The organism is Candidatus Binataceae bacterium, from assembly GCA_035650475.1.
Lineage (GTDB): Bacteria > Desulfobacterota > Binatia > Binatales > Binataceae > JAKAVN01.
In genome coordinates, this window is the sequence record DASRHP010000010.1 from 19,317 (window position 1) to 32,986 (window position 13,670).

The 13,670-nt window shown below is 67.6% G+C and carries 13 protein-coding genes; 9 read left to right on the top strand and 4 right to left on the bottom strand.

Features of this window, described 5'->3' with window-relative positions:
- Nucleotides 1-936, bottom strand: coding sequence for a cysteine synthase A (gene cysK, locus VFB33_10265; protein ID HZO82064.1), 936 nt, complete (start codon nucleotides 934-936; stop codon nucleotides 1-3).
- A 117-nt stretch (nucleotides 937-1,053) separates the two neighbouring features.
- Here cysK and VFB33_10270 point away from each other — a divergent pair, with 117 nt between their 5' ends.
- The 9 genes from VFB33_10270 to mutM all read left to right on the top strand — a co-directional run bounded on the left by VFB33_10270 (nucleotide 1,054) and on the right by mutM (nucleotide 11,812).
- Nucleotides 1,054-2,067 carry a glycosyltransferase family 9 protein gene (locus VFB33_10270; GenBank protein ID HZO82065.1) on the top strand — a complete coding sequence of 338 codons (1,014 nt, stop codon included), beginning with the start codon at nucleotides 1,054-1,056 and terminating at the stop codon, nucleotides 2,065-2,067.
- A 201-nt stretch (nucleotides 2,068-2,268) separates the two neighbouring features.
- On the top strand, nucleotides 2,269-3,129 hold the full coding sequence (htpX, locus tag VFB33_10275) for a zinc metalloprotease HtpX (GenBank protein ID HZO82066.1): 861 nt from the start codon (nucleotides 2,269-2,271) through the stop codon (nucleotides 3,127-3,129).
- A 3-nt stretch (nucleotides 3,130-3,132) separates the two neighbouring features.
- The gene (locus VFB33_10280) at nucleotides 3,133-3,651 is read left to right on the top strand and encodes a DUF1844 domain-containing protein (GenBank protein HZO82067.1); all 519 of its coding nucleotides are present in this window, start codon (nucleotides 3,133-3,135) and stop codon (nucleotides 3,649-3,651) included.
- A 27-nt stretch (nucleotides 3,652-3,678) separates the two neighbouring features.
- Nucleotides 3,679-5,124 carry a DegQ family serine endoprotease gene (locus tag VFB33_10285; GenBank protein HZO82068.1) on the top strand — a complete coding sequence of 482 codons (1,446 nt, stop codon included), beginning with the start codon at nucleotides 3,679-3,681 and terminating at the stop codon, nucleotides 5,122-5,124.
- A gap of 77 nt (nucleotides 5,125-5,201) precedes the next feature.
- Nucleotides 5,202-7,637, top strand: coding sequence for a PBP1A family penicillin-binding protein (locus VFB33_10290; GenBank protein HZO82069.1), 2,436 nt, complete (start codon nucleotides 5,202-5,204; stop codon nucleotides 7,635-7,637).
- The gene (locus tag VFB33_10295) at nucleotides 7,637-8,848 is read left to right on the top strand and encodes a tetratricopeptide repeat protein (GenBank protein ID HZO82070.1); all 1,212 of its coding nucleotides are present in this window, start codon (nucleotides 7,637-7,639) and stop codon (nucleotides 8,846-8,848) included. The genes VFB33_10290 and VFB33_10295 overlap by 1 nt, the downstream gene beginning before the upstream one ends.
- Before the next feature lie 30 nt (nucleotides 8,849-8,878).
- Nucleotides 8,879-9,883: a tRNA (adenosine(37)-N6)-threonylcarbamoyltransferase complex transferase subunit TsaD gene (tsaD, locus tag VFB33_10300; GenBank protein HZO82071.1), complete on the top strand. Its 1,005-nt coding sequence runs from the start codon at nucleotides 8,879-8,881 to the stop codon at nucleotides 9,881-9,883.
- A 104-nt stretch (nucleotides 9,884-9,987) separates the two neighbouring features.
- Nucleotides 9,988-10,971, top strand: a complete 984-nt coding sequence (gene rsmA, locus VFB33_10305; GenBank protein ID HZO82072.1) for a 16S rRNA (adenine(1518)-N(6)/adenine(1519)-N(6))-dimethyltransferase RsmA — start codon at nucleotides 9,988-9,990, stop codon at nucleotides 10,969-10,971.
- Nucleotides 10,964-11,812 (top strand): bifunctional DNA-formamidopyrimidine glycosylase/DNA-(apurinic or apyrimidinic site) lyase, encoded by an 849-nt coding sequence (mutM, locus tag VFB33_10310; GenBank protein HZO82073.1) that lies wholly within the window; start codon nucleotides 10,964-10,966, stop codon nucleotides 11,810-11,812. The genes rsmA and mutM overlap by 8 nt, the downstream gene beginning before the upstream one ends.
- A gap of 110 nt (nucleotides 11,813-11,922) precedes the next feature.
- On the opposite strand, the gene VFB33_10315 is transcribed toward mutM, so the two are convergent.
- From VFB33_10315 to VFB33_10325, 3 genes are all read right to left on the bottom strand, one after another.
- The gene (locus VFB33_10315; GenBank protein ID HZO82074.1) at nucleotides 11,923-12,342 is read right to left on the bottom strand and encodes a hypothetical protein; all 420 of its coding nucleotides are present in this window, start codon (nucleotides 12,340-12,342) and stop codon (nucleotides 11,923-11,925) included.
- Between the two features lie 16 nt (nucleotides 12,343-12,358).
- Complete coding sequence (locus VFB33_10320) at nucleotides 12,359-12,778, bottom strand: hypothetical protein (GenBank protein ID HZO82075.1); 420 nt, start codon at nucleotides 12,776-12,778, stop codon at nucleotides 12,359-12,361.
- 173 nt (nucleotides 12,779-12,951) lie between these two features.
- Entirely contained in the window at nucleotides 12,952-13,566 is a 615-nt protein-coding gene (locus VFB33_10325) for a 2-hydroxychromene-2-carboxylate isomerase (GenBank protein ID HZO82076.1), read from the bottom strand.
- Between the last annotated feature and the right edge of the window lie 104 nt (nucleotides 13,567-13,670).

Sequence of the window (13,670 nt, forward strand, 5' to 3'; positions counted from 1 at the left end):
TCAGATCCCTTCGGCCTGGAAAAGATCGGTGGTCAGGTAACGCTCGCCGGTGTCGCAGAAGATCGTCGCCACCAGCTTGCCTCGCCCGAGCCGTTTGGCGATCTGGAGCGCCGCACAGCATGCCGCGCCCGACGAGATCCCGACCAGCAGTCCCTCTTCGCGCGCCAGGCGACGCGAATGGATCGTGGCCTCCTCGTCGCTGACCGCGATCACCTCGTCGTAAACGCGGGTGTCAAGGTTCTCGGGCACGAAGCCCGCGCCGATGCCCTGGATCTTGTGAAATCCCGGCTCGCCGCCCGAGAGCACCGGCGAGCTTTTCGGCTCGACCGCCACAATCAGCGGCCGGTTGCCCAGATGCTCGCGCAGATAGCGGCCGACGCCGGTTATCGTGCCGCCGGTGCCGACGCCGGCGACGAAGGCGTCTATCCGTTCAAGCTGTTTGAGCAGTTCGGGCCCGGTGGTCCGGTAATGGACCTCGGGGTTGGCGTGGTTATTGAACTGCTGCGGCATGAAGAAGCCTGGGTTGTCGCGCACCAGCTCCTGCGCCTTGGCGATCGCCCCGTGCATCCCGCGCGTGTCCGGCGTCAGCACTAGGCGCGCACCATAGGCGGCCAGCAACGAGCGCCGCTCCTCGCTCATCGTGTCGGGCATCGTGAGGATCAGCCGGTAGCCCTTGACCGCGGCGACCAGCGCAAGCCCGATCCCGGTGTTGCCGGAGGTGGGTTCGATAATCGTGTCGCCGGGACGCAGCCGGCCCTCACGCTCAGCCGCCTCGACCATCGCAAGACAGATGCGGTCCTTGACGCTGCCGCCTGGATTGAAGCTTTCCAGCTTCGCCCAGACCTCGGCGTCGTCACGGCCGGGCAGCCGATTGAGCCGCACTACCGGGGTGTGACCGATCAGATCGAGCGGCGAGTGCGCTACGCTATTGGGCATAGCGCGATATTAGCGGGATTCGCGTCCGTTTTGCGACTGTTTTTGAAGCCGGGCCTGCACCGTGCCATCCGAGGCTCAGCGGCGGTGCGCGCGCGGCGATGTTAAAGTGGTGGGGCGATGGCCGCCGATGCTTCGGATGAACGCGCGCGGGTACTGGTGATCTTTCCGGGCGCGCTCGGCGATTTAATCTGCCTTCTGCCGACGCTGCGCGCGCTGGCCCGGCGTCATCGCGGCACCGCGCTGGAATTGATGGCGCGTGAGGAGCTGGCGCGCCTTGCGATTGGCCGGATCGGGGTCGCGCGCGCGCACTCGATCGACCGCCGCGAAATCGCGGCGCTGTTCGCCGGCGGCACGCTTGCCGAGTCCGCCGCGCAATTCTTCCGCGGCTTCGCACGTATCTATTCGTTCTTCGCGTCGGGCGACGAACGTTTTCGGCGCGCGCTCGAAGAGGCGGCGGCGCCGGCCGCGGTCAGCTTCCATGCCTTCAGGCCGGCGCGGCCGGGACATGTTGCGGCGGCCTACCTCGAAGAAATCGGTGAGTACGCCGGGCCCGACGCATCGCTCGAAGCGCGAATCGACCTGCTTGACACCGACGCCACCGAGGCGCAGCAGGCGCTTGCGCGATGCGGCCTCGACCCGGCCCGCGCGTTGCTGCTTTTTCCGGGTAGCGGCGGTGCACATAAGAACTGGCCGTTGGAAAAATTCGTCGCCCTGGCCACGGCCCTGCCGGCGGGTTTGCGTCCCCTCGCCGTGCTCGGCCCGGCCGAGACGGGGATGGCGCCGCTGTTTGCCACGCGCCGAGTCGCGATGGTGAGCGGCCTCGCGCTTGGCGCGGTGGCCGGGCTCGCGTCGATGGCGTCCGGATTCGTGGGCAACGATTCCGGCGTTTCGCATCTGGCGGCTGCCGCGGGCGCTCGCGGGGTAGCGATCTTCGGGCCGACCGAGCCCGGGCGATGGCGTCCGCTCGGGCGCGTGAGGGTCCTGCGCGCCGATTCCCTCGACCGCCTCGGTGTGGAGAGCGTGGCGTCGGCGCTCGCCGAGCATATCGGCCAGGTCGAATTTTGCCCCGCTCCGTCCGTCTCTCATTGGAGGGCGCCGACGGGCGCACACGGAGATGGCCGAGGGCGATGAATTCGGTTCGAGTGATGGTTAGCTTATGAGAAAAGCAAGGGCAAAAAAGGCGCCGCGTTGACTACCGGAAATGCCTGGCGTAGCTTCAAACTGTCCCCGCAGCCGGCTCCTCGGCAGTGGAAATGCCGCCAAAATCCTTGCATTTTCCGGCTTCGTGAAGGAGGTCATCGGAGGGCACGCTGTTTGCCTGAAGGTTGAATCATGAGCGCAATCAAAACCACGCTGCTGTTGGGTGCGATGACCGGGCTGCTGCTTCTGATCGGTGGCACGCTCGGCGGCGCCAGCGGCCTTGAAATCGCCTTCATTTTGGCGCTGGTGATGAACTTCACCAGCTACTGGTTTTCCGACAAGCTGGTCCTGCGCGCGTACGGGGCGCAGGAGCTCGAGGCCACCTCGGCACCCGAGCTTTACTCGATCGTCAGCGAGCTCGCCCACGACGCGCATATTCCGGTGCCGCGGATGTACCTGATTGACACCGACACCCCCAACGCGTTCGCGACCGGACGCAACCCGAGCCACGCGGCCGTCGCGGTGACGCGCGGAATTCTGCGCATTTGCAGCCGCGACGAGCTCAAGGGCGTGCTCGGCCACGAGCTTTCGCACGTGATCAACCGCGATATCCTGACCAGCTCGATCGCGGCGACGCTGGCGGGGGCGATCATGATGATCTCCTCGATGATTAGGTGGGGCGCAATTTTCGGCGGTTTCGGCGGCCGCGACGGCGAAGATCGCGGCAGCTTCTTCGATCTGCTGGTGATGGCGATTATCGCGCCGGTCGCGGCGACGCTGATTCAGCTCGCGGTCTCGCGCACGCGCGAGTACCAGGCCGACGCCAGCGGCGCGCAGCTCACGCACAACCCGCTCTACCTCGCCAGCGCGCTGCGCAAGCTGGAGGCGGCCAACCAACGGCTGCCGATGGACGCGGGTCCGGCGACCGCGCACCTGTTCATCGTCAACCCGCTCAGCGCGCAAGGACTCGCGCGCCTGTTCTCGACCCATCCGCCGATCGAGGAGCGTATCCGGCGCCTGGAGCGGATGGCGGTGAGCGGACAAGTGGCCTGAGCCATGAGCCGATCGGAAGAGGAACAACCCGCCAAGGGGTTCAAGGTCGAAGACCGCCGCCGCTTCTCGGCCGAGGGCGAGCTTAAACCCGAGTTCAGCGGCACCGAGGAGCCGTCGGCGCCGCCGCCCGGCGTCAAGGGTGCCGGGGCCGCGGCGTCGGCTCCGCGAACTGCGCAGCCCCCTGGCGACGGCGGCGCGGCGGCGCGTTCGGCGCCCCGCGCCGCGGAAGAGATGCGCTCCGGCGCCGGCGCCCGGCAGGCGGGCGCGGTTGCGGAGATCAACTTCTCCGCCTTTCTGATGAGCCTTTCGACCGAGGCGCTGGTGCACCTGGGCGAGATGCCCGACCCGTCCAGCGGCGAGCAACGGCGCGATCTGGCGATGGCGCAGCAGATGATCGATATCCTGGGGATGCTGCGCGACAAGACGCGCGGCAATCTGGATCACGACGAACAGGCGCTGCTCGACGCCGTTCTCTTTGATCTCAGAATGAAATACGTTGAGATCGCACGCCGGGTCGGCTGAGCAGCGGGCCCGGCTCAGCCAGCGCGGATGTTCGTCAGGTTCTGGAACCTCGCTGTCATCGGCCTCGCCGCCGCCGGCCTGTTGTGCGGGACACCGGCTTCGCGCGCCCGCGCCGATCAGCTATGGGGCGAGCGGCCGGCCTCAGCGCGTCCGTCCAAGGCCGAAACTCTGCCCGACTTCGTTGGGCTTGCCGCTCAGCTCGGCCCCGCCGTCGTCAACATTTCGACCGAGCAGCGCGGCGCCCCGTCGCAGAGCGCGGAAGGCGAGGGCGGCGGCGCCGGCAGCGAGCCGTTCGGCGAATTCGGCGAGCCGTTCAGTGAGCCGCACGGGCGCAGCCTCGGCTCCGGCTTCATCATCCATCCCGCCGGCTACATTCTGACCAATGACCACGTGATCGAGAACGGGCGCAAGATCATCGTCACCACCAAGGACGGCAACCAGTACAAGGCGGCGGTGGTCGGGCGCGATCCCAAGAGCGACGTCGCGCTGCTCAAGATCGACGCGCGTCATGACCTGCCGACAGCGCCGCTGGGCAATTCCGACGAAGTCAAGGTCGGGCAATGGGTGATGGCGATCGGCGATCCGTTCGGCTTTGATCACACGGTGACCGCGGGAATCGTCAGCGCGCGCGGCCGCTTTATCCCCGGCAACTACGACGACTTCCTTCAGACCGACGCTTCGATAAATCCGGGCAACTCCGGAGGACCGCTGATCAACCTGCAGGGCGAGGTGGTCGGCGTCAACACCGCGATCTTCACCCGCACCGGCTCGAACACCGGGATCGGATTTGCGATCCCAATAAACCTGGTCAAGCAGGAGCTGCCGCAGCTCAAGGAGCACGGCAAGGTGGTGCGCGGATGGCTCGGCATCTACGTCCAGCGGGTCACGCCGGCGATTGCCGAGTCGATGGGGCTGCCCGGACCACGCGGCGCGTTGGTCGCCGAGGTCCTGCCCAACGGGCCGGCCAAGAGCGCCGGGCTCAAACGCGGCGACGTTATCGTGGCCTACGACGGCCGTCCGATCGGCGACTCGCGCGAGCTTCCGCTGATGGTTGGGCGGACGACGCTCGGCCGCAGCGCTACGCTCAGCGTGGTCCGCGACCGCAAGCAGATCGAGGTCGCGGTGACGATCACCGAGTCACACGAAACCCAGATCGCCGCGACCAGCGGTCGGCCGCTCAAGGCGGGCGCTTCCTTCGGACTCACGGTCAAGGATCTCAACCCCAAGCTTGCGCACGAGATGGGCCTGGACGAAACCCGGGGCGTGGTCGTGTACTCGGTCGATCCCGGCAGCATGGCGGAAGAGGCCGGAGTGCAGGCGCGCGACGTAATCCTTGAGGTCAATCGCCAGGCGGTGAGCGACGTTGACTCCTACAACCGCGCGCTGCGCGCGGGCGGCGCGGGCAAGGCAGTTCTGCTCCTCATCAAGCGCCGCAACAGCACCGTCTTCGTGCCGCTCGCGCCGGAGGGCTAGCCGATGAGCCGCGGCGGGCGGGGCTGGGATGCAGGGTCCAGAGCGGGCGTGGCGGCTGGGGACGGACGGGCCAGGCGGTGAAGCGCGCGATCAAAATAGCCCTGTTCAGCGTGGCGGCGCTCATCCTCTTCGCGGTGCCTCCGGCGATCTACCGGTTCGTCGGCTACTACCATGCGCTGGAGAACGAAGTCGTCGCCCGCTTTTCGGGCAAGCGATGGAATATCCCCTCGCGCATCTATTCAGACTCCTGCTTCGTCTATCCCGGGCAGAGCCTCGATGACCTCGGTTTCTTCCAGCGCCTGGCACGCCTCAACTACCATCAGGTGGCCCCGGGCAAGGTCGCCGCGCGCGGCGAGTACAGCCTCGACCCGGCCAAGCATCGCCTGACGGTCTTCCTGCATAGCTTCGCCTATCCCTACAGCCAGTTCCCTGGCGAACTCGTGCGGCTCACCCTGGGGCCGCACGATACGGTGCTTGCGATGCGCGATCTGGGCACCGGCAAGCCGCTCTATTCGATCGAGCTGGAACCCGAGCTTATCAGCGGAATCTTCGAAGGAAGCTGGCAGCAGCGCCGGCTGGTGCCGCTCTCGCAGGTGCCGCCCGCGCTAATCGACGCGATCCTCGCCGCCGAGGACCATCGCTTCTACGAGCATCACGGGATCGACCTGGTGCGCATCATCAAGGCCGCCTGGGTCGATTTGACCTCCCATCAGATTCGCCAGGGCGGCTCGACCTTGACCCAGCAGCTGATGAAGAACTTCTTCTTAACCAGCAAGCGCGACTGGCGGCGCAAGGCCAAGGAGGCGCTGATGGCGTACATCGCCGAGCAGCGCTACCCCAAGGACCAGATCCTGGAGAACTACATCAACGATATCTACCTCGGCCAGCGCGGACAGGAAGGCATTTACGGCGTGTGGGAGGCGTCCGAGTATTACTTCTCCAAGGAGCCGCGCGATCTCACGATCGGCGAGATGGCGACGATCGCGGGGATGATCCGCTCGCCCAACGCGCTCAACCCGCTGCGCCATCCCCGCCAGGCCGAACGGCGGCGCAACGAGGTGCTGGGCCAGATGCTCGCCGACGGTTACATCAGCAAGGCCGCCTACGACCAGGCGGTTATCGAGCCGCTTCATCCGCGGGAAACCTTCACCGAGAACAACGACTCGCCCTACTTCGTCGATTACGTCAAGCACGAGCTGGCCGAACGCTATCCGCCCGAAGTTCTGACCGGCGAAGGGCTCAGAATCTTCACCACCCTCGACGTTCATACGCAGAAGCTGGCCGAGCAGGCGGTGCATAACAACCTCGACTACCTCGAGAAGCGCTACCCCGCACTGCGCCGCAAGGAGAAGAAGGATCAGCTTGAGGAGGCGCTGGTAGCGCTCGAGCCCCAGAACGGCAAGATTCGCGCGATGGTGGGCGGGCGCTACTACCGCGAAAGCCAGTTTAACCGGATCACCCAGGCCAAGCGGCAGCCCGGCTCGGCCTTCAAGCCCGTCACCTATCTGGCCGCACTCCAGGAGACGCTCGACGGCGGTCCGGAGCGCTTTTTGCCGACCAGCTACCTGGACGACGAGCCGTTCACGTGGACCTACGGCGACATGAGCTGGAGCCCCAAGAACTACAAGGATCGCTACTTCGGGCGCGTGACTTTGGAGTTCGCGCTTCAGGAGTCGCTCAACTCGGCGACCTCGCGCCTGGCCAACCAGATCGGCCTCGACCGCATCCGGGCGATGGCCGAGAAGCTCGGCTTCGGCGACCTGCCGCCCTATCCGTCGATCATCCTGGGCGGTATCGAAGTCAGCCCGATGCAGATCGCGCGCGCCTACTCGATCATGGCCGACTACGGACTCGAAGTGCAGCCCTACGCGGTCACCGCCGTCGTGGACCAAAGCGGCAAGGTTATCGAGGGCCACGAGCTCCAGGCGCAGCAAGTGCTCTCGCCGCAGCTCGCCTATCTTATCGATTTCATGCTCGAGCAGGTGGTCAATCATGGCACCGGCTTCGGCGCCCGCCAGCACGGCTTTCTGCGCCCCGCCGCGGGCAAGACCGGCACCACCAACGACTCCAAAGACGCCTGGTTCGCGGGCTTCACGCCCAACCTGCTGGCCGTGGTATGGACCGGCTTCGACCAGAAAGAGGCGCTGGGCCTGACTGGCGCGGAAGCCTCACTGCCGGCGTGGACCGACTTCATGAAGGGCGCGACCGCCTCGCGGCCGACGCTGGACTTCGCGCCGCCGCCGGGTATCGTGGTGGAGAAGGTCGATCCGCTGACCGGCTACCTGGCGGGGCCGTATTGTCCGGTCGTGATGGAGGGCGCGTTCCCCAAGGAGCTGGCGCCAACCCAGACCTGCCCGTTCCATACGCATCCGGGAGTCACCTCGGTCGCGCCGGGTCCGGTTAATGCCCCCGATCACTCGGGAGTCGCGATTCAGCCGGGAGCGTCGGACAGACAGGCACCGCCGGCGGCAGCGACCGGATGGGAGCGGGTGCCAAGCGGCGACAGCGACTGATGCTTGTTTTTCGATGGAGCTCGACCGCCTCTGCGGGTATGCGCGCCGGGGCGCTTGTGGCGCTGGCTGGCGCGTTGGCGCTGGCGCCGGGCGCGAGCGCCAACGCGCTTGGCGTGCCACCGCTGAACGCGGCGCGGCACTGGACTGTCGGCGGCGGCGCGCCGGTCAGCATGGCTATCGGCGCCGATGTTCAACTGGCCGAGCTCTCCGAGGAGGACCTGCCGGCGGAGGAGATGCCCTCGCCGTCGGCAACGCCCGACGCCACGCCTGCGGCGGCTGGCGCTCCGCAGGCGCCTGCGCAAGGCGAAGGCGGCGGTGGAGAATGGACGCGCGTGCCGGCAGATAGTAATGGCGAATCGGCCAACGCAACGTCGGATGCGCCGCCATCGCAGGAGAGCGGCGCACCCGCGAGCAGCGCTGGTGGGGGGCCGCAGACGGTAGTGGTGCCCGGCGCGGAGCCCTCGGCGGGGGTGGTGCCTGCCCAGGCGGGCGCCAGCGCCTTGGCGGCTGGCGCCGCTACGCCTGAGCCCAGTGCGGCGGCGCTGCCGCCGCCGTACGACATAGGCTCCGTGCAGCCGGCGCCGCCGGTCAGCGACCAGCCGCTTACGCCACTTATCGACGCGGCGGCCAAGGACCAACCCGCGCTGAGTGCGTCGCTGCGCCTGGTCGAAAGTGCGCGCGGCGAGATCGAAAAGTCCAGGGCTGACGACGCGATTCGCTCGCTCGGCCGCGCGGTCTCGATCGATCCGACGGACCCGTACGCGTACTTCTATCTCGGCCGTGCCTACATGGCGAAAAACGATTATCCGCAGGCGCTCGCGTTCTTCGGTCGCTCCGAGGTCGGACTGCGCGCGACCCCTGTGTGGCTCGGCGAGGTCAAAAGCTTCGAGGGCGCCTGTTTGGAGCAGCAGGGCAAATTCGCCCAGGCCGCGCAGGCCTACAGGGACGCGTTGGAGGCGGCGCCCAACAATTTAATGGCGCGCGTGGGCTACGGCCGGCTGACTACCATCGCCGCCGACGCCAATGCCGGCAACGCGCCGCCGCCACCCGCGCCCGCCGTCGGGGCGGCGCTGCCGGCGCCCGACGCGGGCGCCACTGCCCCGCCGCCCGAGGACGGAAGCGCGGTTGCCGAGCCGCCTGACGAGCCACCGCCAGCGCCTGCGGGGTCCGCCACGTCGGGCAAAAGTTTCGATCAATCCGGCGGCAACTGAAGCGCCCGCGGAGAAGGCTGTTGAAGAAGGATGCTTGTTCTCGGAATTGAATCGTCATGCGACGACGCCGCCGCGGCGGTGCTGGAAACCGCAACCCCCGGCGTTGCGACGATCCGCTCAAGTATCATCGCGAACCAGGACGCGATCCATCGCCGCTACGGCGGAATCGTGCCCGAACTCGCTTCGCGCAACCACGTCGTCACGATCCTGCCGGTCATCGAGCAGGCGCTGGAGGCCGCGGGATGCGGCCTCGGCCAGATTGACAGCATCGCGGTAACCCGCGGCCCCGGGCTGGTCGGCTCGCTGCTGGTCGGCCTGATGTGCGCCAAGGGACTAGCGCAGAGCCTGAATGTTCCGATGGTCGGCGTGAATCATATCGAGGGCCATCTGCTCGCCCCGCTGCTCGAACACCGGCCGGCGATGCCGTTCCTTGCCCTGGTGGTTTCCGGGGGGCATACGGAGCTCTTCGTGGTCGAGGACTTTGGACGCTACCGTCGCCTGGGCCGCACGCGCGACGACGCGGCGGGCGAGGCTTTCGACAAGGTGGCCAAGCTGATGGGACTGGGCTATCCGGGCGGCAAAGTGATCGACGACCTCGCCCGGCGCGGCAATCGCAGGGCGGTACGGATTCCGCTCGCCCACGTGCGCGGCGCGCCCCTCGACTTCAGCTTCAGCGGGGTCAAGACCGCGGTGGCCGGGCTGTTGCGCACCGCCGACGGCGCTGCGCCGGCGCCCGAGGATCTCGCCGCGAGCTTCCAGGAGGCGGTCGTCGAGATGCTTATCCGGCCGACGCTGGCCGCGGCGCGCGATGTCGGCGCCGACGAGATCGTGCTCACCGGAGGCGTGGCCGCCAACTCGCGTCTGCGCGAGCGGCTGGCCGAGGTAGCCGCCGCCGAAGGGCGCAAGGTGATTGCGCCGTCGCTCAAGTACTGCACCGACAATGCGGCGATGATCGCAATGGCGGGGAGCTGGCGGCTGTTGCGCGGCGAGCGCGACGCGCTCACGATCGACGCGCAAGCCGCGCTCTCGCTGTAGAGGTTGCGAAAATCACCGGTTTCCCTCCCTTGGTCCAAGGGGAGGGTCAGGGAGAGGTCAAGCGCCCGCATGCAATCCGCGGCCCGCGGCCTGCCGCAAGCGCAATGAGACCCGCGACGCGCCGCCCGATACCAACCCGCGGGCGCAATCGCCGACCCGGCGGCCCGCGGGATGCGGAAATCCGCATCGCGCCGCTTGCCGTCGCTGACCAACTGGCGGCCGCCGGCGTGCGGCCGCGCAAGTCGCGCGGCCAGAACTTTCTCATCCAGCCTGCCGTCGCCGACCAGATCGTCGCCGCCGCGGAGCTCAGGCCCAACGACGAGGTGGTCGAAATCGGCCCCGGACTCGGCATCCTGAGCGACCGTATCGCGCGCGCGGGCGTGCGCCGGCTGTGGCTCGTCGAGCTCGACGCGGGCCTCGCGCGCCGGCTGGAAAGCGCCTTTGCGGGCCATCCCGCGGTGCGCGTCGTATGCCGCGACTTTCTTGACGTCGATCTCGCGGCGCTCGCTGAGCGACCGCCAGTCAAGGTCATCGGCAACCTGCCGTTCAGCGCGGCCGCCGCGATCCTGCGCCGGCTCGACGCAGCGCACGCGCTGATCGGGCGGATGGTCCTGATGTTTCAGCGCGAGGTCGCCGAGCGGATCCGCGCGCGCCCGGGCGAGCGCACCTGGTCGGCGCTCAGCGCGTTCACCGCGCTGTACTGGGAAACCGCGCTCCATTTTCGGGTCGCCGCAGGCAACTTCCGCCCAAAGCCCAAGGTGGACGCCGAAGTCATCGTTTTCTCGCCATCGTCCCGCATGCCTTTCGCCCCCGAGCATGAGAGGGCGGTCCTGAGCACGATTCGCGCGGCATTTTCGGCGCCGCGCAAAACCTTGCGCAATGCACTGGCGACGCTGCGCGCGCCGCAAGCAACCGTCGCGGCCGCGCTGGCCGAGGCCGGTATCGACCCAAGCGCGCGCCCCGCAACGTTGGGCGTGACGGACTTCGTGCGTCTTGCCCGGGAGCTCGCCGCGCGCGGCGCGCTGCCGTCCGCAGGGACGCCCAACGAGCCCGCCTTTCGGTCGGTCGAGGGGCCGCACGATGCCTGAGCTGCCGGAGGTCGAGTCGCTGCGCAGGATACTTGAGCGATCGCTGGTCGGGCGTACGATCGTCCGCGCGCGCGTCGCCGAGAAGCGGCTGCGGCGGACCGTCGCGGCCGACTTCGCTTCCCGCGTCGCCTTGCATCGGATCGTGCGCCTTTCGCGGCGCGCCAAGTACCTGATAATCGAGCTCGAAAGCACCCACGCCGGCGACGGTGCCGCGATGATCGTCCATCTCGGGATGAGCGGCAGCCTGACCCATCGCCAGAACGGCTTCAACGCGGCCGACTTCGACCCGCGCCACGACCACGTCGAGTTCCAGCTCGACGACCGCAGCCGGCTGGTGTACAACGACCCGCGCCGCTTCGGGCTGATCAGGCTGGTCGAGGCGGACGCGCTAGCCACGACGGTCGAGCTGCAACAACTCGGCCCCGAACCGCTGAGCGCGGACTTCAACGCCGACTACCTCGCACGAGTTGCGCGCGGGCGGCGCACCGCGATCAAGAATGTGATCATGGACCAGGCGGTGGTTGCGGGCATCGGCAACATCTACGCCTCCGAAATTCTCTTTCGCGCCGGAATCAGGCCGACGCGCCGCGCCGAGCGCGTCACCCGGCGCGAGATCGAGCGGATCGTCGCGGCGACCGCGCCCATCTTGCGCGCTGCGATCGGCAACCGCGGCACCACGTTTCGCAGCTATCGCGACTCGCGCGGCCGGCCGGGTCGTTTTGCCGAGCGCCTGATGGTTTACGGGCGTGAGGGCAAGCCGTGCCTCGTATGCGGGAGCCCGATCCGCGCGATTGTGGTCGGCCAGCGCGCGAGCTTCTACTGCCCGCACTGCCAGCGGTAGCCAGGCATCACGCCTGCCCCGCCAGTTCGCTAGAGATGACAGCGCGCGCGGTACGCCTGGCGGATCTGAGCGAGCACCGCTCGTCAGACCACGCAAATGGCGCGCTGCTACTAATTGCCGTGGCGGCGGGGGGCGATAGTGGGGGGAGCGAACGGGCCGCCGGGCTGTTCGGATATCGCGCCGATGTGGCGTGGATGCGGTGGGTTGGTGTCGAGATAGGCGCGCAGCGTTTCAAGGCCCCAGTCGCCAGCCACCGTCTGCCATCCGCCGGGTTCTTTCCGCTGCGCCAGCCAATGGGCGCTGTCAAGGCGTACGAACAGAAACCTGCCGTCGCCCATCGCAGCGCCGCCGCGGTTGCCCCAGTGCAGCAGGCGGATGCCGTACTCGCCGACCAGCCGGCGCCAATGGACCCACAGCGCGCTGACGACCGCCGTCAAATGCGTCGCGTTCTCGAGTTCGGACGGCGAGGCGGCGACTTCCGGCCGAACCCTCAGCATCTCCACCCTGAGCAAGGCGTCTTCGAGCTTCATCGGCCGGCCACTTTCCCTACTTGCGCGTCAACGAATACAGCCGCGGCCCGCTCTGCATCAGATACGCGCGCAGCGCTTCCACACCGTGGTCGCTCTTGATCGTTTCCCATCCGCTCGGCGACGTCCGCTGCACCTGCCATTGGCCCGAGTCGAGCCGGATAAAGACCAGCCGGCCGTCGCCGAGCGAGGCGTTGCCGCGCTTGCCAAAGTGGCGCAGCTTGATTCCGAAGTCCGCCATCAGATGCTGCCAGTACACCCAGCTCAGCCGCCGGCGCGACGCGGTTTCCGGATGGGTGTCGCCATTAGCGAGCGCGTAGCGCTCGATAATCGCATTGGCCAGACGCGCGGCGTTGTCGGCTTCGGCTGGGGAGGCGCCGTTCTCCAACCTGACCCGGCGCAACAGGCGTACCTTGCGCAGGGCGTCCTCGATTCTCATCGCCTTGCCTTACCTCCACCCGGCCGACGGGAGGATGCCTCCGCCGACAGATGACAGCAAAGGCGATGCCAAGTCGATATTTGATGTTTTTAGGCGAAATCTGATAGCCAGTGGCTAAGCGCCTTTAGCATCATGTTGCATAGTTGCTAAGGCAAATTAGCGGATTTGCGACGTCAGGCGATGGGGCTGATAGTGCGCCGGTAAAATTCCAGCGCATCCTCAAGCCGGTCGTTGCCCCAGAAGAGCTCGTTGCCGATGATGAATGTCGGCGCGCCAAAGATGCCCAGCGCCGCGGCCCAGCCGGTTTGTTCGCGCAGCCGCTGCTTGTTCTCTGACGACTCCGCGCGCGCGACCATCTCGCGCGGGTTTTGCCCGACTGAGGCGAGAATCTCGGCGACGGTTTCGAGGCGCGAGATGTCGCGGTCCTCGGCGAAGTTGGCGCGGTAGACGGCGCGCACGAAGCGCGGGCACCACGGCTCGGCTTCGGCGGCCAAGGCGACGCGCGCCGCGAGCAGGCCGCTTCGCGGGAACTTGCCCGGGCGGCGGAACGGTAGCCGATACTTCTCGCAGATCCGTTGCATGTCCCGCCACATGTAGCGGCCCTTGGCCGGGTAAAGGTTGAACGGCGAGTCGCCCCATCCCTGCGAAGCGAAGATCGGGCCGAGCAGGAACGGGCGCCATTTGAGCGGCACGCCAGCGGCGCCCGCCGCCTCCTCGATCCGCATCGCGGCTGGATAGGAGTAGGTGCTCGCAAATTCGAACCAGAATTCCAACCGTCCCTGTTCCATCGCAGTCCCCGCCGGGGAGCGCACGAAGCGGAATTGATGCCCCGCGGCCTGCGCTCGCCTGACACCATATCCGCTCGTGTCTGTCGGTGAAATGCCGAACGCTG